Annotated in this window: 23 protein-coding genes; 10 read left to right on the top strand and 13 right to left on the bottom strand. The window is 35.1% G+C overall.

Annotated features, from left to right (window positions below; all coding sequences use genetic code 11):
* Positions 1 to 22 precede the first annotated feature (22 nt).
* The 3 genes from KHA87_RS05975 to KHA87_RS05965 all read left to right on the top strand — a co-directional run bounded on the left by KHA87_RS05975 (position 23) and on the right by KHA87_RS05965 (position 2,400).
* Complete coding sequence (locus tag KHA87_RS05975; RefSeq protein WP_213092305.1) at positions 23 to 346, top strand: transposase; 324 nt, start codon at positions 23 to 25, stop codon at positions 344 to 346.
* Entirely contained in the window at positions 343 to 1,218 is an 876-nt protein-coding gene (locus KHA87_RS05970; RefSeq protein ID WP_349305575.1) for an IS3 family transposase, read from the top strand. The genes KHA87_RS05975 and KHA87_RS05970 overlap by 4 nt, the downstream gene beginning before the upstream one ends.
* A gap of 495 nt (positions 1,219 to 1,713) precedes the next feature.
* Positions 1,714 to 2,400 carry a lysoplasmalogenase gene (locus KHA87_RS05965; RefSeq protein WP_213093178.1) on the top strand — a complete coding sequence of 229 codons (687 nt, stop codon included), beginning with the start codon at positions 1,714 to 1,716 and terminating at the stop codon, positions 2,398 to 2,400.
* A gap of 1,015 nt (positions 2,401 to 3,415) precedes the next feature.
* Here KHA87_RS05965 and KHA87_RS05960 read toward each other — a convergent pair.
* The 6 genes from KHA87_RS05960 to KHA87_RS05935 all read right to left on the bottom strand — a co-directional run bounded on the left by KHA87_RS05960 (position 3,416) and on the right by KHA87_RS05935 (position 7,569).
* Positions 3,416 to 4,138, bottom strand: coding sequence for a 3-ketoacyl-ACP reductase (locus KHA87_RS05960; RefSeq protein WP_213093177.1), 723 nt, complete (start codon positions 4,136 to 4,138; stop codon positions 3,416 to 3,418).
* A gap of 86 nt (positions 4,139 to 4,224) precedes the next feature.
* Positions 4,225 to 4,662 carry an NUDIX hydrolase gene (locus KHA87_RS05955; protein WP_213093176.1) on the bottom strand — a complete coding sequence of 146 codons (438 nt, stop codon included), beginning with the start codon at positions 4,660 to 4,662 and terminating at the stop codon, positions 4,225 to 4,227.
* A gap of 58 nt (positions 4,663 to 4,720) precedes the next feature.
* Positions 4,721 to 5,101 carry a VOC family protein gene (locus tag KHA87_RS05950; protein WP_213093175.1) on the bottom strand — a complete coding sequence of 127 codons (381 nt, stop codon included), beginning with the start codon at positions 5,099 to 5,101 and terminating at the stop codon, positions 4,721 to 4,723.
* 89 nt (positions 5,102 to 5,190) lie between these two features.
* Complete coding sequence (locus tag KHA87_RS05945) at positions 5,191 to 6,060, bottom strand: GNAT family N-acetyltransferase (protein WP_213093174.1); 870 nt, start codon at positions 6,058 to 6,060, stop codon at positions 5,191 to 5,193.
* The gene (locus tag KHA87_RS05940) at positions 6,050 to 6,547 is read right to left on the bottom strand and encodes a GNAT family N-acetyltransferase (RefSeq protein ID WP_213093173.1); all 498 of its coding nucleotides are present in this window, start codon (positions 6,545 to 6,547) and stop codon (positions 6,050 to 6,052) included. Before KHA87_RS05940 ends, KHA87_RS05945 begins: the two co-directional genes overlap by 11 nt.
* Before the next feature lie 74 nt (positions 6,548 to 6,621).
* Positions 6,622 to 7,569, bottom strand: a complete 948-nt coding sequence (locus KHA87_RS05935; protein ID WP_213093172.1) for a hypothetical protein — start codon at positions 7,567 to 7,569, stop codon at positions 6,622 to 6,624.
* A gap of 160 nt (positions 7,570 to 7,729) precedes the next feature.
* On the opposite strand from KHA87_RS05935, the gene KHA87_RS05930 reads away from it, so the two are divergent.
* The 3 genes from KHA87_RS05930 to KHA87_RS05920 are packed head-to-tail and all read left to right on the top strand — an operon-like array spanning position 7,730 to position 9,221.
* Entirely contained in the window at positions 7,730 to 8,053 is a 324-nt protein-coding gene (locus KHA87_RS05930; protein ID WP_213093171.1) for a PadR family transcriptional regulator, read from the top strand.
* A 2-nt stretch (positions 8,054 to 8,055) separates the two neighbouring features.
* On the top strand, positions 8,056 to 8,688 hold the full coding sequence (locus tag KHA87_RS05925; protein ID WP_213093170.1) for a hypothetical protein: 633 nt from the start codon (positions 8,056 to 8,058) through the stop codon (positions 8,686 to 8,688).
* Positions 8,689 to 8,738: 50 nt separating this feature from the next.
* A complete protein-coding gene (locus tag KHA87_RS05920; RefSeq protein WP_213093169.1) occupies positions 8,739 to 9,221 on the top strand; it encodes a hypothetical protein in 483 nt (160 codons plus the stop codon).
* A 24-nt stretch (positions 9,222 to 9,245) separates the two neighbouring features.
* Here KHA87_RS05920 and KHA87_RS05915 read toward each other — a convergent pair whose 3' ends face one another.
* Together KHA87_RS05915 and KHA87_RS05910 are read right to left on the bottom strand one after the other, a co-directional pair.
* Positions 9,246 to 10,343: a DUF1648 domain-containing protein gene (locus KHA87_RS05915; protein ID WP_213093168.1), complete on the bottom strand. Its 1,098-nt coding sequence runs from the start codon at positions 10,341 to 10,343 to the stop codon at positions 9,246 to 9,248.
* A gap of 28 nt (positions 10,344 to 10,371) precedes the next feature.
* Positions 10,372 to 10,752, bottom strand: a complete 381-nt coding sequence (locus tag KHA87_RS05910; protein WP_213093167.1) for a GntR family transcriptional regulator — start codon at positions 10,750 to 10,752, stop codon at positions 10,372 to 10,374.
* A 374-nt stretch (positions 10,753 to 11,126) separates the two neighbouring features.
* Here KHA87_RS05910 and KHA87_RS05905 point away from each other — a divergent pair, with 374 nt between their 5' ends.
* Together KHA87_RS05905 and KHA87_RS05900 are read left to right on the top strand one after the other, a co-directional pair.
* Positions 11,127 to 11,951, top strand: coding sequence for an aldo/keto reductase (locus tag KHA87_RS05905; protein WP_213093166.1), 825 nt, complete (start codon positions 11,127 to 11,129; stop codon positions 11,949 to 11,951).
* A gap of 274 nt (positions 11,952 to 12,225) precedes the next feature.
* On the top strand, positions 12,226 to 12,687 hold the full coding sequence (locus tag KHA87_RS05900; RefSeq protein WP_213093165.1) for a flavodoxin: 462 nt from the start codon (positions 12,226 to 12,228) through the stop codon (positions 12,685 to 12,687).
* Positions 12,688 to 12,822: 135 nt separating this feature from the next.
* Here the strand turns inward: KHA87_RS05900 and KHA87_RS05895 are convergent, their stop codons facing one another.
* The gene (locus KHA87_RS05895; protein ID WP_213093164.1) at positions 12,823 to 12,972 is read right to left on the bottom strand and encodes a hypothetical protein; all 150 of its coding nucleotides are present in this window, start codon (positions 12,970 to 12,972) and stop codon (positions 12,823 to 12,825) included.
* Between the two features lie 465 nt (positions 12,973 to 13,437).
* Between KHA87_RS05895 and KHA87_RS05890 the strand changes: the two genes are divergently transcribed.
* On the top strand, positions 13,438 to 14,676 hold the full coding sequence (locus KHA87_RS05890) for an IS110 family RNA-guided transposase (RefSeq protein ID WP_213093163.1): 1,239 nt from the start codon (positions 13,438 to 13,440) through the stop codon (positions 14,674 to 14,676).
* Positions 14,677 to 14,822: 146 nt separating this feature from the next.
* On the opposite strand, the gene KHA87_RS05885 is transcribed toward KHA87_RS05890, so the two are convergent.
* The 4 genes from KHA87_RS05885 to KHA87_RS05870 all read right to left on the bottom strand — a co-directional run bounded on the left by KHA87_RS05885 (position 14,823) and on the right by KHA87_RS05870 (position 17,519).
* Complete coding sequence (locus KHA87_RS05885; RefSeq protein ID WP_213093162.1) at positions 14,823 to 15,266, bottom strand: hypothetical protein; 444 nt, start codon at positions 15,264 to 15,266, stop codon at positions 14,823 to 14,825.
* Positions 15,267 to 15,516: 250 nt separating this feature from the next.
* Positions 15,517 to 15,702, bottom strand: coding sequence for a DUF4926 domain-containing protein (locus KHA87_RS05880; RefSeq protein WP_213093161.1), 186 nt, complete (start codon positions 15,700 to 15,702; stop codon positions 15,517 to 15,519).
* A 241-nt stretch (positions 15,703 to 15,943) separates the two neighbouring features.
* Positions 15,944 to 17,094, bottom strand: a protein-coding gene (locus KHA87_RS05875; RefSeq protein ID WP_213093131.1) for an IS3 family transposase whose coding sequence is annotated in 2 segments (ribosomal slippage) — positions 15,944 to 16,854 and positions 16,854 to 17,094 — 1,152 coding nt in all. Because the reading frame shifts where the segments join, the coding sequence is not laid out codon by codon here.
* A 98-nt stretch (positions 17,095 to 17,192) separates the two neighbouring features.
* Positions 17,193 to 17,519 (bottom strand): hypothetical protein, encoded by a 327-nt coding sequence (locus KHA87_RS05870; protein ID WP_213093160.1) that lies wholly within the window; start codon positions 17,517 to 17,519, stop codon positions 17,193 to 17,195.
* A gap of 405 nt (positions 17,520 to 17,924) precedes the next feature.
* On the opposite strand from KHA87_RS05870, the gene KHA87_RS05865 reads away from it, so the two are divergent.
* Positions 17,925 to 19,436 (top strand): COG4705 family protein, encoded by a 1,512-nt coding sequence (locus tag KHA87_RS05865; RefSeq protein ID WP_213093159.1) that lies wholly within the window; start codon positions 17,925 to 17,927, stop codon positions 19,434 to 19,436.
* The last annotated feature ends 69 nt before the right edge of the window (positions 19,437 to 19,505 follow it).

The raw sequence follows: 19,505 nt of genomic DNA, 5'->3' as shown, positions 1-19,505 counted from the left end.
GATAATAATTAGGAGGGTTTCCATGGGTGAACAACGTCAAAGATATAGTGATGAATTTAAACGTGAAACAGTCAAGTTTGCACAAGAGCAACAGAAAAAGAAGACAATGTCAGATATTGCTGATGAATTGAAGATTCCACTAAGCTGTCTTCATGACTGGATGACAAAATATAGAGTATTTGAAAATGAACCTATTGCAATTGAAGAACGTCTAAACAAGTTAGAACAACAGCTCCGAGATAAAGAACGTGAATTAAAAGAAAAAGATAGGAAATTAGCTAATACCGAAGAAGAACTAGCTATTTTAAAAAAGGCGGTGCACATCTTCAGCAGTCCAAAACCATAAGGTTTGAATTCATTGAAAACCATCGTTCGGAGTTTTCGGTGACGAAGATGTGTAAAGTTTTAGAGGTGTCTCCGAGCGGTTATTTCAAGTGGAGGAATCATGAGCCGAGCCAACAAGAAATGCGAAGGAATAAAGTTAAAGATCGTATTGTTTTTCATTATCATGATTCAGATAAAATATATGGCAGCCCTAAAATCACAAAGCTCCTACAGGATGAGGATTACACTATCAATGAGCGTACTGTTAGCAAGTACATGCAAGAATTAGGGCTACGATCATGTGTCTCTAAGATATTCAAGGTAACTACGACTAATTCGAATCATGATTATCCTATCGCCTCAAATAAATTGAATCAGAACTTTACTGCTTCCGCCCCAAACAAGGTGTGGGTTGCCGATATTACCTATATTCCCTGTCGGGAAGGTCGCTTATATTTAGCTAGTATTCTTGATTTGTTTACACGTGAAATTGTTGGTTGGCGTCTTTACGGACACATGGAGACCCAGTTAGTAATGGACGCATTGAAGGACGCTTATGAATCAAAAAAACCAGCCGAAGGCTTGCTTCATCATTCGGATCGTGGAACTCAGTATGCATCCAAAGACTATCGTGATCAACTTCTGGAGTACCGAATGGAAGCTAGTATGAGTCGAACAGGAAATTGTTATGACAATGCCTGTGCAGAAGCATTTTTTAGTCTTCTAAAAAAAGAATTAATTCAAAGTCGAAAGTTCCAAACAAAGGAACAAGCATACACTGAAATTTACCGTTATATTGAGTTTTTTTACAACCGTAAAAGAATACATGGATCTATAGGATATTTATCTCCTGTTGGATATGCGCAAAAATATTATAAGGAGATTTCTGCCTAATTAGTGATAGGCAGTTTGGTGGCTTGTCTTAACTTAGCGACTAGCCAGATGATACCGTGGAAGGGTCAAGCGGTTTGGGCTTGACGCTTCCACGGTATCATCTATAATTTGAAAAAGTTAAGACAAGCCAAGCACTATATTTCGCTATTTAGGTGTCCACTTTCTTGACAGAGCTCCACAGGTTCCGTTAAATAGGAAAAAATACACAAGAATAATTGTTTTTTCAAAATAACGGACCTTTGTCCTCAAACATACAAATTTAAACCATTTTGACACAGAAAACGGAACTGGTGTCCGGCATTATTTTCAATTGGTTTATGATAACTAACACATACATTGTAAGAACCAACTTAAAATACTCCATTCAAGAAGACAATTCCTTCCTCCACTATAAACAAAATAAACATCTTCAAAAATACATCCATAATCATGGCTGTATGATAATATAATATCAAGAATTATCAATCAATTTTAAAAGTAAAAGAGGAATTGCCGATGAAAAAAATTGTATTGCCTATTTGCATCCTAATAACAGGTTTACTGTATATCTTTGTTATTCCTGAGCAACCCCTTCTTGTTAAAATTCTCTTCAAGCTGATACCTATGTGGTTAATTATCTGGTACGGATATCTACAGATTCCAGCAAAAAAAACAAAAACTTTTTGGATTCTCCTTCTCGGTTTATTTTGTTGTATGCTTGGTGATGGTTTGATTTATTGGTTTATTATTGGCCTAACTGCCTTTCTTATCGGCCATCTTTTTTACATTGCCGCCTTCCTTCGCAAGTGGAGATATTCTGCACTGCGTTTTGCAGCCATCCTACCACTTGCTGCCTATGCCTTCATTATAGGTAGGAAAATTATTATGGCTTGTATACAAGACGGAAATAATGCGTTAATCATCCCAGTCATCATTTATATTATCGTCATTTCTTTCATGGCTTGGTTGGCTATTATGACTGGAAATCCACTCGCTATAATGGGAAGTATACTATTTGTGATCTCAGATTCCATTCTGTCCTGGAACAAGTTTGTAAATCCAATATCGTATTCCGATGTCCTCATCATGATAACTTATTATTCCGCTCAATTTCTCATTGCACGAAGCATTGGATTCCTTGGGAGAGGAAATAAAAAGGATCCATTCATTGGCAGTAAGCTAATGGATATTGTTCCAAAATAAAAACGAGCGATTATTATTTTAACGGGTTCGGGTATTGGGAAAGAATGTTAATTAACAACTTAATTGGGGACACAATTCGTATATGAATTGGTGTCCCCCTTTTTGTTGCTATAACAACAATTAAACGAATTTAACATAATAATTAATACTTCAATACGCATACAAATTGATGCCACCGCATAAATTTATGCGGTGTTGTTAAAACCCATGCTAAAACTATTGTGGATTGGGTTATCTAAGGTAGTTCCCTATATCAAGCGACCTTATTTTTAAAATGGAATTGGAGAATTCGTGTTAAAATATTTATAAAATATGTAATGATGTTCTGAAACGAAGTAGGCTAGACGAATAAAGGGATATGGAGGTGGCTTTTTATAAAAAGAAAAATATTTTTCGTAATAGGAATAATCATCATTGTGATACCGATATTTTGGTTATGTAATTTAATGAATCCCGAACCTGGTAAAACATCAGGGAATGGGAACCCAGCATTTTTATTATTGGGTATTATTGTTATTATGTTTTGCTGTCTAGTATATTTATGGACAAAAATTTTTAATTATCATAATACTAAGCCTGTTGTATTATTAGTTGGAATTCTAGCTACCTTCATTCACTTGGTGATTTCAATTCTTTATCAAAGGAGTTCATTTCTAAGATATAAAAATGTTTTAGCAGAAACATACAAAAAAGATTTTGGTTTTATAGACTGGCAGTATATTGATAGCATCACTTCTTTTATGTCCATACACGTTAACAAGCAATATTTTAATGCAAACACATACTGTATGTTTTTGACCTCCTCTGTTTTTCTCTCGCTTCTCTTAGTTTATTTCGGTAAAAAGTATCAAAAAACGCTCAGAAAAATCTGAGCGTTTTTACTTTCCATTTTTATTACCAAATTACTGTTGAAATATATGTTAATTAGCTTGTTGGTTCACATAGTTAATAGCAGTTTTCTCCCAATCAACCGAACCCGTTATTATTATTTTCGCTCATTTTCATTTACATTCGATTAATATGGATTTGTCCCTAATAAGCTTGCTGTTTTTACATAAACACGCGGATTTAACTTTAATTGAGAGACAATGAATTCTGCAATATCCTCTGGATGAATATACTTCTCTTCATTTTTCGTAATTAAATTACTTTCTTTGGCAAGCTCTGTAACTACTGTGCTTGGTGTTAAGGCTGTTACACGAATATTGTTACGGCGTACTTCCTGAGCTAACGATTCAGTTAGACCAATTACTCCAAATTTTGATGCACTGTATGCGCTAGAAGTAGCTGCTCCATTTAAGCCGTTGGTGGAAGAAATATTAATAATGTCTCCCCCATTTTTTTCAATAAGCTGAGGAAGCACGGCACGTGTTACATAATATGTTCCCATTAAATTCACATCAATGATTCTCTTCCATTCTTCCGGATCCATATCTAGTAACGATGCAAAACTTCCAATTCCAGCATTATTAATTAAAATATCTGCTGTGCCAAGCTCATCTGTTAGCGCCTTGATTGCTTTATCCACTTGTTCTTTGGAGGATACATCTACTGTTGAATAGGCAGTTTTTACACCTAATGTCGTCAGCTCAGCTGCAACTTCTTTCAGTGTCTCTTCCGTACGAGCCAACAGTCCGACATTTACTCCTTCCTTGGCTAATGCTGCCGCGACCGCCCGGCCAATACCTTTACCAGCACCTGTAACAAATGCCACTTTCCCATTTAATGATTGTGCCAACGAAAACAACTCCTTATTATGTAGTCTCAACTACATTATTTTAGGTCTATAACAAAAACATATTCAAGTAAATGGTCCTGAATAGGTCAAAAAATTACTTCCTCTAACAATTCCTGCAATCCATTTGGGTATACTATCATATCGCTATTCAGAACATCCTTTATTGAAATCCAAACGGCTTTCGTTATTTTATCTCCTTCCGTTACCAGGAAGGAATCTCTTTCATACAAACCTTTATCCTTAAATTCGACTAAATGTATTTGCGTTATTTCGTGCCCAATATTCTCCTCTATTTTATAGATATTTTCAATGCATGTTAAATATTGGATAACGAAAATATCTGCTTGTATCTCTTCTTTATATTCCCTAACCAGTGCTTCTTCTGACCTTTCGCCAAGTTCGATGGTCCCGCCAATCGGGCGATAAAAGGTACCTGTTCCCCTCGAATGTATTCCATATTGTTCTTCTAAAAGAATTTGATTGTTATGTATCAATATTCCTAATGTATTTGCCCGCGGATACAAAGCTTACACCCCTTCATAATAAAAACCCCGCTGATCCAAAATGCGAGGCTTAGCTTTTTTATTTGTTTTCCAAAACCGCAAAATAATTTCCTTCATTGTCCGCAAAGTTGAACACTTTTCCGGATGGCATTTGAACCATTTCTCCAACCGTAATATTCTTATCTGTGAAATCTTTATACAATGCCTCCAAATCTTCTGAGAAAAACATCAAGGACGGTGTTCCTAAATTTAATTCCGGAGACATTTCCGCTACCAACTGCTTATTATGAAGGATGATAGTTGTCTGCGAATCTTTCGTGGGGGCAATTTCAAACCATTTGAATCCTTGCCCATTATCTTGTTCCGCAATTAGTGTAAATCCAGCTTTCTCTGTCCAAAACTTCACTGACTCCTCTTGATCATTTACATATAGCATTATTTGTCCAATTTTATTGATCATGTTCAGTTCTCCATTCTCCAATTTAATAGTTCTAATATTATAGGAATTTGAAGCTTCAAGCAATTTTCCGATTGAAATATGGTTAATTCCTAATTCATTTTTTTACTAAAAAAACATAATTCATGCATTACCTCAAAACCAACCTTTTCATATAAACGGATCGCTTTTTCATTCTTAGAATTGACACATAGCGTAACAGAGTTAATTGTTTCGAATCGGAATAACCACTGTAATGCGGTAGTTAATAATTTACCTCCAATTCCCTTTCCCCTAAATTGCTCTTTCACGGCAAAAAATTCAATACTTGCCTCTCCGAATTCGGGTTCCGCCTCCACATAAATATAACCTGATAGCTCACCCTGTTCTGTTGTGATAAATACTTTTCTATGCTCGTTCCTTCGTGCCAAAATTTGCTCGCTAGTATAATAGGTAGATGGGAATGCTTCCTGATGCAGGGTTGAAAATTCTTTATCATATTCCAGTGTTAATTCTGGTAGAACTGGAGACTTATTATTTTCCTGCCTATTTATCTTCAAAATAGTTTGCTCGCTTAGGAATTGAAAGTTTTGTTCACTTGCAAATTGAAGACAGTGATGGTTCTTTTTATTTGGAAAAAGATTTACTTTATCGATTTCATCTGGAAGCAGAATTAGCAATTCATTCCACATTAAAGATGCAATATTCCAGTGTGTTTCCTTTATGAATGGTCCCCAAACCTCTATGCTTTTGCTTTCGATGTCTGCATCAAAACCAATTATGCCTAGTAAGCTATTATTTTCCCATGCAGTAATAAAACTATCCCAAGCTGAAACATCCGTTAATTCTTCCATTAAGTACTTTTCAATCTCTTCCTTGTCTGTACCACAATAACCAATATGGCTGTTAGGCTCTTGATTGATTTGTGCAATAAAATGAGCAACCACACTAATATCCGTTTCATGCATTTTTTTAATGATCATCTGTATTACCTTTCTCCATGCTTTTTTTATAATCTACTAGAGTCATCAAGGAATTAATTTTCTTGGAAATTCCCGTTAGCTCGAAACCAAGCTTTTCATATACATGACAATTTCGTTTCTCTTCCAGAATAGTGGATAGTTCCCAAGTTATCGCTTCTGGGTTCATTTTTTCCATTAAGAGGATCGTCTTTTGAGCGATTCCCTTTCCTTGAAAATCTGGGTCTATGAAAATAGGACTTATCCATAATTGTGTTTGTTGAACCTTCCAATGGACACGAATAGCTCCTACCAACTGCTCGTCTCCAATAATTTTGTAATAGCTACCATTTGGATCGTTTATTCTGCTTAGCACTCTTTCTACGGTTTCATTCGCAGGGTTTGTGCCATAATCTTTATATTTTTCTAATAGGGGCATAAAAGCCTTCACCTGGAGATCAAATATTGCTTGTGCATCTATTTCCGTTGCTTTTATTAAAGTGATATTCATATTGATTTCCTCGATTTTCTGAAGGGGTAGCTTTTACAAAACTGCTCCCTCCATTATTTCTACTCTTGCAATCTCTAATTACATCTGAAAACACTAAGATTTTTGCTTCCCCAGCTCCTATATAAGTCCGCTTCACTAATAATCTGCCATCTATTGAAAAATGTTTGTCCATCCTTATTGAAAAATAGACCCTTTCCCAAATGAAAGGACGCATGGATGAACGCTGCATTTTGATTTTTCCAGACTAATATATCCTTTGGTTCCAGTTGGTCCAATTCACATTCCAATTCCTTATACCCTCTCATTTCCAAACCCAACAGAAATGTATCGGGATGTATCCATTGGTTGATAATCCATTCGCTTGCCTGCACGTCTTCGGTTGCAGCAGCTAAAGCGGCAGCAAAGCAATTTGGACCATTTATGGCCGGAAAACGATTCGAATATTTTCTTAAAAACGGACTCAAAAATGCTTCCTCTACTTCCGGTATTTCATCTATATAAGACTCTGCAATCTTCATTAACATTTTCCATCTGAGAATTTGTGGTGCCTGGCACCACATTTCCTTTTGAAATGCTACACATGTCTCCCCATCTACATCGAAAATGTAAGGCTTCATCAGATTCCTCGTTTTATCTTCTTTAGAAAGTGGTAACTCCTTTAGTACTTCCTCCACTAAAGTCCATGGATAAATCAATCCTCTGTTTAATTTTTTCTGGATTTTTAATATGGCTTTTTTCTTCTCATTGCCAATGGTCGGAAATAAAACCGGAGGAAGAACACAAACATAATTTCCGCTGTTCGATACACCCCATAACTGGTAGCTATTATTTATATCCATTGCTTGATAGCTTCTATGATTATTAAATTCATGCCTCGGAATAATAAGAGTACCTAGTGGCATTAACTCTTGTATTTGTTTTATCGTTTCAAAGAAAAACAATTCTACGTCCGGTACGGCAATTGCCTCCCAGTTCCTTAATGCTTCTTCCTCTATTTTGAACTTCGTTTTTATTTTCTCCATTTTATCCCCCATCATCTTTCCTTTCTAATTACCGAAAGCTTTTGAATATTATACACTATTGGTTGATTTTTCTTCAAAAAATTTATTTCATAGATTGCCATTCGTGCATGATTATGGTAATACTATTTATATACATCTTATTTCTAGGTAGGTGATTTGTTTGTTCAATCGGGAATTAGTGAAAGGCAGTACTTCTCTTCTTTTACTTCACTTATTGGATGAGCAAGATATGTACGGGTATCAGCTGGCGAAGGAAATGGAGCGTCGCAGTGATGACGCATTTCATGTGAAGGAAGGCACACTATATCCTGCACTAAAGAAATTAGAGGAAAAAGGTTACATAGATGCTTATTGGTTAGAACAAGAAAAAGGTCCTTCCCGTAAATATTACCGGATAACCAAAGCCGGTAAAGATGCTCTCTATCAAAAAGCGAAGGAATGGAACCAATTTGTTGGAGTTATGACAAAAGTGTTAGGTGATTAAATATGGAAGATGTTAAACTCGAATATTTGAGAAATCTAAGAACCGCGCTACATGATCATCCGGATGCAAATGACATCTGTAATGAAATTGCGGCACATATCGAGGATGGAATTAGAGAAAAAATGTTAGTGGGAATATCCGAAAAATTTGCAACGAAGGAAATGCTTCAGCAATTGGGTGATCCTTTTATCTTTGCTAAAAGCTTCGTTGTTCCTAAGCAGCCAGTAAGGATCCGAAATTTCATACTGTTAAATTGGTTATTCTTTATAGGTGGTGTAGTCGTAACCATTGTAAGTCATGAATCAAACTTGATATTATTCCGGAATATTTGGGATTTCATGGTTAACTGGTCATTCCCTATTCTCCTTTTGTATTCATTATATTGGCTTTACTTAGGATACTCGATTGGAAAACATTATGGTCCGAACGGAAAAAAGGTTGTTAATACATCTTTAATGAAAGCGTCCATTCCAAATATTTTACTAATGACAGGTGTCATAAGTAAGGTAATTCCTGCAGATGTCTTTTCACCTATGCTTAATCCATTGTTTATTTCTCTTTGTGTTCTGGTAACCATTCTTTTTTATCCGCTTAGTAAGTTTGCATTTAAAATTGGGATCGTTCATGGTCTCTAATTTTTTTATTACACTACATAGATATTCTATGTAATTGGAGGTACTAATTAATGTCATTTACTTTATTATTATTAATAGCACTCATTTTATCCTTCTTTAGTATTAATACTATAGGAATTCACTTTAAATCCAAATGGTGTTTTCGATCACCATTAACAGCAGGTGGCACTATTTTGGTTATTAATATTATTCTTATAACCATTACTGCATTAGGTGTACTTTTCATCCCATTTTCAACAAGCATATTTACCGTCCTATCACCAGTGATAAGTGTGTTTGCTTGGGTTTATATTCGGAAAAGCTTTCAACAGCCATTATTAAAACGCTTGTATGCTATATTAATTGGACAATCGATTTATGTCCTATTATTTATCTATTTTTACTATCAAAAAATGAATTTAACGCCGCTTTATCCTGGTGAAGATACCTTTATGCGCGGTTTCGGCCTCCTAATCGGCATGACTGTAAGCATCGTTGCCATCATCATCGGTCTCATCACCTTCCTTATACCAAAAGTGCCAGGCAACAGATAAATATCTGTGTGCCTGGCACTTTTTTTAAGATAGGATCGCTATTAACAGTATGATGATGATTGGTGCAAATATGATAACATAGCCGATTGGATGAGCGAAGTTGATACTCCAGCCCACTCCGAATCGTTTTTCCACGAAAATGGATGGATCATTTTTATTAAAATAAAAGAGTCCGCCCTTCCAATATTCCTCATCCTCTTCTAAATCTGCTACTCCAGCAACGGATTGAAATTCCGGACTTTTATCTGTCTTACCAACTTTGATGGCAAAAATGATAGTCCCTATTAATACTAATATTAAGAAAATAAGCGGAATTGCCATCACATAGGCATCATCCATTAAAAACGTATGAATAGTGGTTATTTGAAAATAGGAAAATAACGCCGTAATTAGAAAACTGATAACAAACATCATCCAGCTTGAATATTTACGTAAAGCAAGCTGGCGAATTTTTGACGCACTTGGATTAGTTGCATTAATCTTAATACCTGACCTCTTGGTTGATTCCATAATTCCTAAGAACATTAGCTGCATTACTAATAACATAAGAAGCAAGGATACAGAAGAAAACGGTGTCTTGTCTGTAAAAGCATCAGGTTTTCCATTAGGTCCCCAATGAGTTGGAATTTGCTCCGGCAAATGTTGATATTGTAGTGCTGTGTAAATTAACATTCCAAGCGTTATAATTACTGGTAACAGGAATACATACCAAGGGAGCATTTCGTCCTTTGTTCGGATACTTATATCCGTTACTTTTACTTGTTTAACATTTTCAACCCATTTTTGTTCTTTTTTCCGTTGCATTGTTTTTGCGTGAAAATAAAAATATAAAGACATGCTAACCAACATTATTCCGAATGTTAATGCCAATCCTGTCAACACAATGGTTTCTTCCGGTGGATTTCCATTCAAATACCAGATAAGATAAAAAGCTAATCCAATAATGGAAATCAAAACTACAAGAAATGAATACCACTTTTTAAACGATAATAGCTTTTCATCCTTCACAAATGGATCTGGGATCGAAACTCCGAATACCACTGTCCGTTTCACAATATATGGAAGCAGTGTTTGAATAATTATGATAACAAGCGTAACGACTAAAGGAATGATCAGTGCCATTTCTCTTCCCCTCTTTCATGTGTACATTTTAGCCTTTCAAATCCTTTATGATGTTTTCAATTAGAGTGTGAACCTGCTTCTGATCCAACCCCATTACCAATGCCTCTGCAATCCTCGGTTTTAATTCCGCCAAGAGTTGTCCGTATAATGAATCCCCCTCCGTAATGGACATGGGAAACTGAATGACTGCACCTGATTTTGGTACAATACGGATGATCCCCTTTTTCTCCAGTTCATGGTAGCTTTTGTTCACCGTATGCATATTCACTCCCAGGTCCGCGGCCAATGATCTTACAGAAGGCAAGGAATCCCCAGGATTTATATCCCCTTTTGCAATTCCTTCTATTATCTGATTCGATAATTGTGTATAAATAGGGATATCGGATTGAGGTTCAATTTGTATAAACATGGTTATTCACCTCTTTTGTTCTACATATAATATAACAAATTTGTTCTAGAATGTATAGAACAAATTAAATAAATGGGTAAAGAAAATTTCTTTGTTTACAATGCTAAGGGAAATCCAAGAATCTAATGGCATATTCTCTTTGTATTCCCTATTACGTAAGTCTGATTAATTGAAAGAACTCTTAAAAATTGATATCCTAAATACAGATTTTGCAAGAAGCGTTTCCGTATGGTTTGTTGTTTTTAGCAATCCACTATAAAGGTGCATCTATATAAAATGAGTATCATTCATTAAGATGTTCCTCTGCATAAGCAACAACCATTTTTATGAGAAGAGCCTTGCAGGACCACATTGTATATAAGGAGAGATGTTGGATGAATTTTGTTACATTGAACAATGGCGTTAAAATGCCGCAGCTTGGCTTTGGCGTTTGGCAAGTGAAGGACGACGAAGCAACCGATGCAGTGGCTAAAGCACTTGAGGTTGGTTATCGTTCCATCGACACCGCTATGATTTACCAAAACGAAAAAGGTGTTGGAGGAGCACTAAAGCAATCAACTGTACCTCGTGAAGAGCTATTCATCACAACAAAGGTTTGGAATAGTGATCAAGGCTATGAAAATACACTCCGTGCATTCGATGAAAGCTTGGAAAGATTAGGTCTTGATTATGTAGATTTATACTTAATTCATTGGCCAACTCCTCAATATGATGAATATGTTGATACATATAAAGCATTAGAAAAACTTTATCATGATGGCCGTGTAAAAGCGATTGGTGTTTGTAACTTTAATATAGAGCATCTGGAACGTCTCTTATCTGAATGCGAAGTAACACCTGTCCTTAACCAAGTAGAATGCCATCCATATCTTTCACAAACAGAATTAAAAGAATTCTGCGCTAAGCATGATATTTTCCTTGAAGCTTGGAGCCCGCTACAGCAAGGTGGAGAAGTATTAAAGGATGAAACCATTCAGAAAATTGCACAAGCACATGGGAAAACACCTGCACAAGTAGTATTACGCTGGCACTTGCAAAACAATTCCATTGTTATTCCGAAATCCGTTACACCTTCCAGAATCGAAGAAAACTTCAATGTATTTGATTTTGAATTAACGGCGGATGAAATGGCTGACATTAACAAACTAAACCGCAATGAACGTAAAGGTTCAAATCCTGCAGATATGAATCGTCGATAAAAAGAAAAAGTTTTTCGGGAAGAGACTTACCCTTCCTGAAAAACTTTTTTTAGTTCATGCACCAGAATTTATAAAATTATGCCTTTTAAAATAGTTATTCATTCATCACCAATGTTTAAGTATTTATTAAGATTTTCGTTTGAAAAAGCTACAGGGATTAAGAAAAGAGCCTTTACTTTCTACAATATCTTGAACATTTTTCTAGAAAGCATGAATCCCTCTGAAGAAATGATAAAATAATAACGTCTTATTTCATTGAAAAAGAGGGTTTTCCATGAAAAAAATCTTAATTATTTATGCTTCTATGACAGGTCATACAGAGGTTATTGCGGAAATACTGGAACAAGCCTTAAAAGAAGAAGGCTTCAAAGTAACCGTAAAAGAAGCTCTTCGTACGAAACCGAAAGAAATGCTGAAATATGATGCGGTTCTCTTAGGATCTTATACATATGAAGGTGGAGAAATTGGCGATGATTTCATGTTATTCTATGAAGATATGGAACGGGTGAATCTTGCTGGGAAAATTACAGCAGTATTTGGCTCCGGGGATACATTCTATGAGGATACCTTTTGTGTAGCGGTTGATTTGATCACCGAGAAATTACATGAGCTTGGGGCAAAGGTTGTATTGGATGGCTTGAAAATAGATTTAGTACCCGATGGTGAAGATGAAGATCGCTGCTGGAAATTTGGCAAGGATTTTGCTGATAAAGTGAGAGAGCTCATCCCTTCTTAATATAAAGGCTCTGTCAAAGTTTAATGTTGATTATTTAAGTAAAAACAGAATTTCTATAAAACTGGAAGTTCTGTTTGATTTTATTGTCTTAGTGAACTAACGCACCCTATAGTTGAAGTGCATTAGTTCACAAATTTACTCTTTCTTACTATTTATCTCGTCCAATTTCTTATTTATCTCTGCTAATTGATTTGTTGTATTCTTAAAAAAGTTTGCTACTCTCGATATTAAAAAAACTATGACCGCGAGAAGTATAAGACCCGAAACAGCATCCACTGCATCCATTTAATCTCCCCCCCTTTACAGAATATCTACAAAACTAATGATATGTAATCAAGAGAGTGAATAATGCATTTTCGTAATTCTCGACTAATTATCCTCCATAATAGGTAATATTTTCTATACAAAATTCAAAATTCCTTTTTCCACAAAACTGCCCCGTTAGTCGAATAAGAAGAAGCCACCAATTTGGCAGGTGGATCTTTAACTCTTGCACCCGATCGTAATATAAGGTTAGCCAGATATTTCTGGTTGACCTTTTTCTATATGGTCTTATTATAACGGTAGTCGGGGTAGAATGTCGCACCCGTGGGACTCGATCCCGTCAACTAAACTGTTCACCCCCTACTTGTATATACATGTTTCAGGCTGGTTGGGACAAGGATCCCGTTTAACAAGCGAACCTATGACATTACAAGAAGCCTTAGGGGATACCGACAATTGTTGTTTTACAGAGGAGGAGATTTGATTATGAATCCAGTCATTGGTCTGGATGTTTCAAAAGGTGAAAGTCAGGTTCAAGCATTTTTAGATAAAGGCAAACCATATCGTAAGAGCTTTAGTATCAAACACAATACTGATGGTTTAGGTAGTTTATTAGAGTTCCTTCATGAAGTAGAGAGTTCAGCTGGAGGTCATCAACCTTCGGTCGTTTTAGAATCAACAGGACACTATCATTTTCCTGTAATTCAATTTCTTGAGGAGCAAAATTATGTTTATATTGTTGTCAATCCTCTTATCTCACATCGAGCCAAAAGTTCAAGTTTACGGAAGGTAAAAACAGATGCAGTTGATGCTTATCACCTTTGCGAACTGTTTTATAAAGAAGAGTTAGAGCCTTATAAAAAAAGAGGAATTCAACTATTAAACCTTCGTAATCTAACAAGACAACAAGAAAGTATTGCCGAAGTATCAGCACAGACTAAAATACAGCTGCATACCCTTTTGGATCAAGTATTTCCTGAATATAGAGGAGTCTTTGAAAGCTTATATTCAAAGGTCTCATTGCTTACATTATTAGCATTTCCTACTTCAGAAGCAGTGTTAAGCGTGAGTGAAAAAGAAATTACAGAGAAAATAGCTTCGCTATGTATGAGTCGTTCAGATACATGGGCAAACGAAAAGGCTAAAAAATTAAGGGAAGCAGCCCTTCGTAACCCGTTTCAAAACAACCTGTACGAGAGTAATATTTTTAATCTTGAGTTATTAGTTAAGATTGTTCTTCAATACCAAGAGCATCTATCTAAAATTGCAGATGAAATAGATGCCCTCGCTAAAGAAATTGAAGAATATCATATACTCCAGTCTATCCCTGGAATTGGGGAGAAAATCGCCGCCACGATTATTTCCGAGATTGGTGAGATAGATCGGTTCAATAATGCCAAAAAGCTCGTTGCATTCACTGGAGTGGATTCAAGTGTTTTTTCTTCTGGTAAGTTTACTGCATCAGTAAATCGAATTACCAAACGAGGCTCTTGTAGACTTCGTCATGCCCTGTATATGGCTGTTCAAAGTGGTATTCGTGATTCCCGTAAGAAGAAAACAACAGACGAGATCATAGCACGCAATAAAAGACTACGAGAGTTTTATGATAAGAAACGAGAAGAAGGAAAACCCTTTAGAGTAGCGATTATTGCATGCGTAAACAAACTCTTACATTGGATTTATGCCTTACTAAAAAGCAGAACCACTTTCCAAGATATAGCTTAGAACCTATATCTAACTAAATACAACAAAACCTTCCAATGAAAGACATGAGGAAGGTTATTTGGCATGGACATTTTTAGTATATCATGAGGTTATTAAGCTTTTTATAGAAAAATGTTGACAAACTATTAGCTGGTTTAGTTGAATAATCAGGAAATTAAATCAAATATCCTATTCAATGAGTTAATAAGTTGAGGTAACGGTAACAAAGCAGAAAAAATAATGTGACTTTCTAAGATTGCTTTCCATAATTTCAATCCGTTACGAACCTTATAAACGAATAAAACTATTGATATAGTTACAAAAGAAAACAACATCCATAATGAGTCCTTCTGTCTATTCACTTCATATTCAATATAATCAATCTTCCAAGCGTCATTTTCAGAAAAGGATTGAGTGATTATTTCTTTCTCGTTCCCTAACAAATTGAATGATATTAGCGATACACTATCTTTTTGTTTTGCTTCAATTTCATATCCATTTGGTAAAAATGAAACTTTGAACACAATAAGATATGAAACACCAACAAGGATGCTTGCAATAAATAAAAAGGCTAATAATTTTTTAACTTTTGTCATAATATTGTTATACATTATTGTTTTCACCTGATTCTATCAAACTGCTTTTTAGTATATGAAGACACATAAATTGTCTATGGCAATAAAGTAATTAACTGTATCAACTATTTTAAATTGCCAGAAAAGATCCCTCTCGATTATACGGAATATTTTTAAAAAAGTTTCAGTATTCAATAATTTATTGTTAAACTAAACTGCCCCGTTAGTCGAATAAGAAAAAAGAGTTGCTGATCAACATTGAATCTTCAACTCTTGCCCCCGTTTGTTAAACAACAACCTCAAGAAAATCTCGTGATAATGCACCTAAGAATATCGTTATTCCATTACTATCACTTATCTCTACTTCGAAGTGATTATCATCGTAAACTTCTAAAATTGAACCAATTTGCCCTTTATAAATACCTTCAATAGGATTATCTTTTGTAATTTTAACTGCATCGAATTGTTTCAATTAAACACCCCTTGGATTTGAGTCAATATCTTGGACACAAAAAAGTTAAGTCTTTGTGATTATTAAGATGTAAGCTGTTTGTATCGTGCTAGTTTGACATGGAGCCTCTGCGGGTATGACTTTCCAGCCAATAAGCCAGCTTTCATAAAACTTGGCAATGCCATCAAAGCTATCATGCCCTCCACTCCATGTAAAACCATGAGTGCGGTGGATATCCAGCTAGGTTTGAGCTGCACAAGCTTTATGCTGTTTTTGTTTGATCTTCAATATCTTGTGGTGTTTTGTAGTCTAAACCACTGTGAATTCTTTTACGGTTATACCAACCTTCGATAAATTGAAATATTGCTAGATTCGCAGTTTTGTAGTCTAAATAGGTAACATGATTGACTTCTTCCTTCTTTAAAATGGCATGAAATGATTCTATACAGGCATTATCATATGGGCAGCCCTTTTTACTGAAGGATTGTTTTATCTTTCTTGTTTCGCAAAGCTTTTGAAAATCTTCACTGGTATACTGGGAACCTAAATCGGAATGCAGGATTAACCCTTCTCTTGTATGTTGAGTATCCAAAGCATTATTTAAAGCACTTATTACCAAATCAGTCGTCATTTTACGTCCAAATGAATATCCAACGATTTTTTTAGAATGCAAATCCATGACGGAAGCAAGATAACACCAACCGTCTCTCAGCGTGTTTATATATGTGATATCAGCAACCCATTTTTCATTGATAGTAGAGGTAGTAAAGTCTTGATCTAGCAGGTTTTCACGCTCCATCACCTTCGTTTTACTAGATTGAGGACGAAATTTCTTCTTTACAATGGAGAAAAGGCCAGCGGCCTTCATTAACCGTTGTACACGCTTCACACTCACATTATATCCTTCTTTTTCTAGGAGGTTGTGAATTTTAGGCGCGCCGTAACGCATTTTACTTTCTCTATAAATCTCTTTGATTCTTTTCGTTAGTTGTTTGTTCTCACGTTCACGGTTAGACTCTGTTTTTTTGAATGACTGGTAAAAGGTGCTTTTGGCAATACCAAGTACACCACACAGTGTTTGTGTGTCATGTTGGTCTTGAAGATCTACAATTACTTTTATCAACTCAGTTGTTTTTACTTTTTCGCAAATATGGCCATAGCCTTTTTTAAGATTTCATTTTCTTCCTGGAGACGGAGCATTTCTTTTTTCATTTTGGCAATCTCATCAGAGGTAATTGATGTTCCATCCTCTGTTTCCATAGGTGAAAACTTCTTAATCCATGTATAAATAGTTACTTCAGAAACGCCATATTCGCTACTTAAATCTTTAGCTGAGTTACCAGAGTTATATAAATCAACGACCATTTTTTTAAAATCTTCATTATATTTTTTGCCTGTATTTTTGTTTCCCATATGGACACAACCTTTCGTTGTTCTATTTTAGCACTTAACTAAGTTGTGTCCACGGAACTATACTAGCACCACCTAGCTTAACAATAGCACCTATTAGCTTAATAAAGTAAATTAGTTTGCTTTAATATTGAACGTATTTGATAACCAAAATTACTTGGAAAAATTTCAATAAAGCCGATTTTACCTTCATAAACTTCGATGGTTCCTATTCCTTCAAATGAAAATCCTTCAAGTTTATCCTCAGTTTCAACATACTGAGAAAGATAAAATGAACCACAATCTGGGTCACCGCAATCGCAAAGTTCTTTTATTTGCAAATTATCAATTTGATTTGCTAATTCAAATTCCATTTTACCAATAAAGTAGTCTCTAATTTTGTTTGCGAGTTGAGGTAAAACATCAATTAGCAACGGAAAATTCTCCATAATACCTACCCCTTTTTGGGAATCTTATATTGCTATTTTATCAGCTGTACTTGTTAAACTAACCTGCCCCTTTCGTACAATAGAAACTTCAACTAAAAAAGCATTGATCCTCATAGATATTAAATTAGTATTTCATACTCCTTAAATAGATTTGAACTTTTCCTTTTATGTATTAGTCTATTTTAATGTCTTTCTTTAAAAATTATATTAAGATCGAGGTGGTTTTGGATAAAAAATTAAGAGGCTATCTGTATCCCATAGTTCCCCAATTGTTAAATATGCGTCTAGAAACTATTTTGAATTCTAAAATTTATAGTGACTACAATAGAGTGAACAAAGTTTTCCTTATTTATTGAAGCAAAAAAATAATGTTGTTGGAAGCCAACACAAAGAAAGGAAATATGTATGCAAGATAACCAAAGTAAATTAAAAGTTTTACTTAATAAGGTACCAGAAGTCACTATTTTCTTCTGGATAATCAAAATTTTATGTACAACGGTCGGAGAAACATTTGCAGATTTCCTAAATTTTAACCTTGGGTTTGGGTTAACTCTTACTACCATTCTTATGGGGGTAGCGTTTTTTATAATATTGTTTTTTCAATTCAGAACAACTAAATACGTTCCTGCCATTTATTGGACAACCGTTGTCCTTATAAGCGTATTTGGAACATTAGTAACGGATAATGTGACAGACGGAATGGGAATACCTCTTGAGTTTAGTACAGCTTTTTTCTCTGTTTTGTTAGGATTAACTTTTCTTTTTTGGTATCTTAGCGAAAAAACACTTTCGATACACTCCATTTTCACAAGAAAACGAGAACTTTTCTATTGGCTAACCATTCTTTTCACCTTTGCCCTTGGAACAGCAGTCGGAGATTTATTTTCCGAACAACTAGGTTTCGGCTATTTTAAAACAGGAATAACGGTTATCCTTATCATAGGTTGTATCTTCTTAGCATTTAAAATGAAACTTGATGGAATTTTATCTTTTTGGATTGCGTATATTCTTACTCGTCCACTCGGAGCTTCATTAGGAGATTACTTATCCCAGCCAAAAGTTAATGGTGGTTTAGGTTTGGGAACAACCGTAACGAGTGTTATTTTTCTTGTAGCCATCTTGGCGATAATCGTTTTTCTTGCCGTTACAAAAATTGATATAAATAGAAAAATTGAAACAACAGAAACAAATAAAACAAATGTAATCAAGAAAAACGTTTTGACACAAACTATTGTGACCCTATGTATTTTCTTGGTAGTTGGAATAGGAGGTTATACATGGCGCAGTAATAGTATTGTATCGGAAACCATTGATTCACAAGCTACATTAGGTGGACAATTAACCGGTTTTGTTACAATTGAAAATGATATGTTAAAGAATGTAAACTCAAATAACTTTACCGCTGCTAAAAAAGGAGCAGACAATTTAGAAACTCAATGGGATTCATCGGAAGCCAAGCTAAGGAAAATCAATGGGACTACTTGGACGAAAATTGATGGAACCATTGACATAGTATTAGCATCAGTTCGTTCATCCAATCCTGATGTCAATAAATCAAAAACTGCACTAAGTAATTCACTGAGTGTATTAAACGGTGCAAATAAATCAGGATCAAAAATTAGTTCATCAACAACATTAAGTGGACAATTGACGGAATTTTCCACTATTGAAAATGATATGTTAAAGAATATAAACTCCAATGATTTTGCTTCCATAAAACAAGAAGCAGACGTTTTAGAAACTAAATGGGATTCATCGGAGCCAAGACTTAGGAAAATCGATGGTACTACTTGGACGAAAATTGATGGAACGATTGACATAGTATTAGCATCGGTTCGCTCATCCAACCATAATGCCAACAAGTGCAAAACAGCTCTTAACAATTCACTTAGTGTCATAAATAAAGCAAATAAATAGCAAAAATAAGGAATCGAAACAGCGATTCCTTATTTCTGTTTTGAAGACATTTTTTAAGTCCGTAAGTAT

This window comes from Bacillus sp. FJAT-49736, from assembly GCF_018343615.1.
In the GTDB taxonomy this organism is placed as follows: Bacteria; Bacillota; Bacilli; order Bacillales; family Bacillaceae_C; genus Margalitia.
Note: the sequence above shows the minus strand (reverse complement) of the source record. Positions and strands in the feature narration are given on the sequence as shown.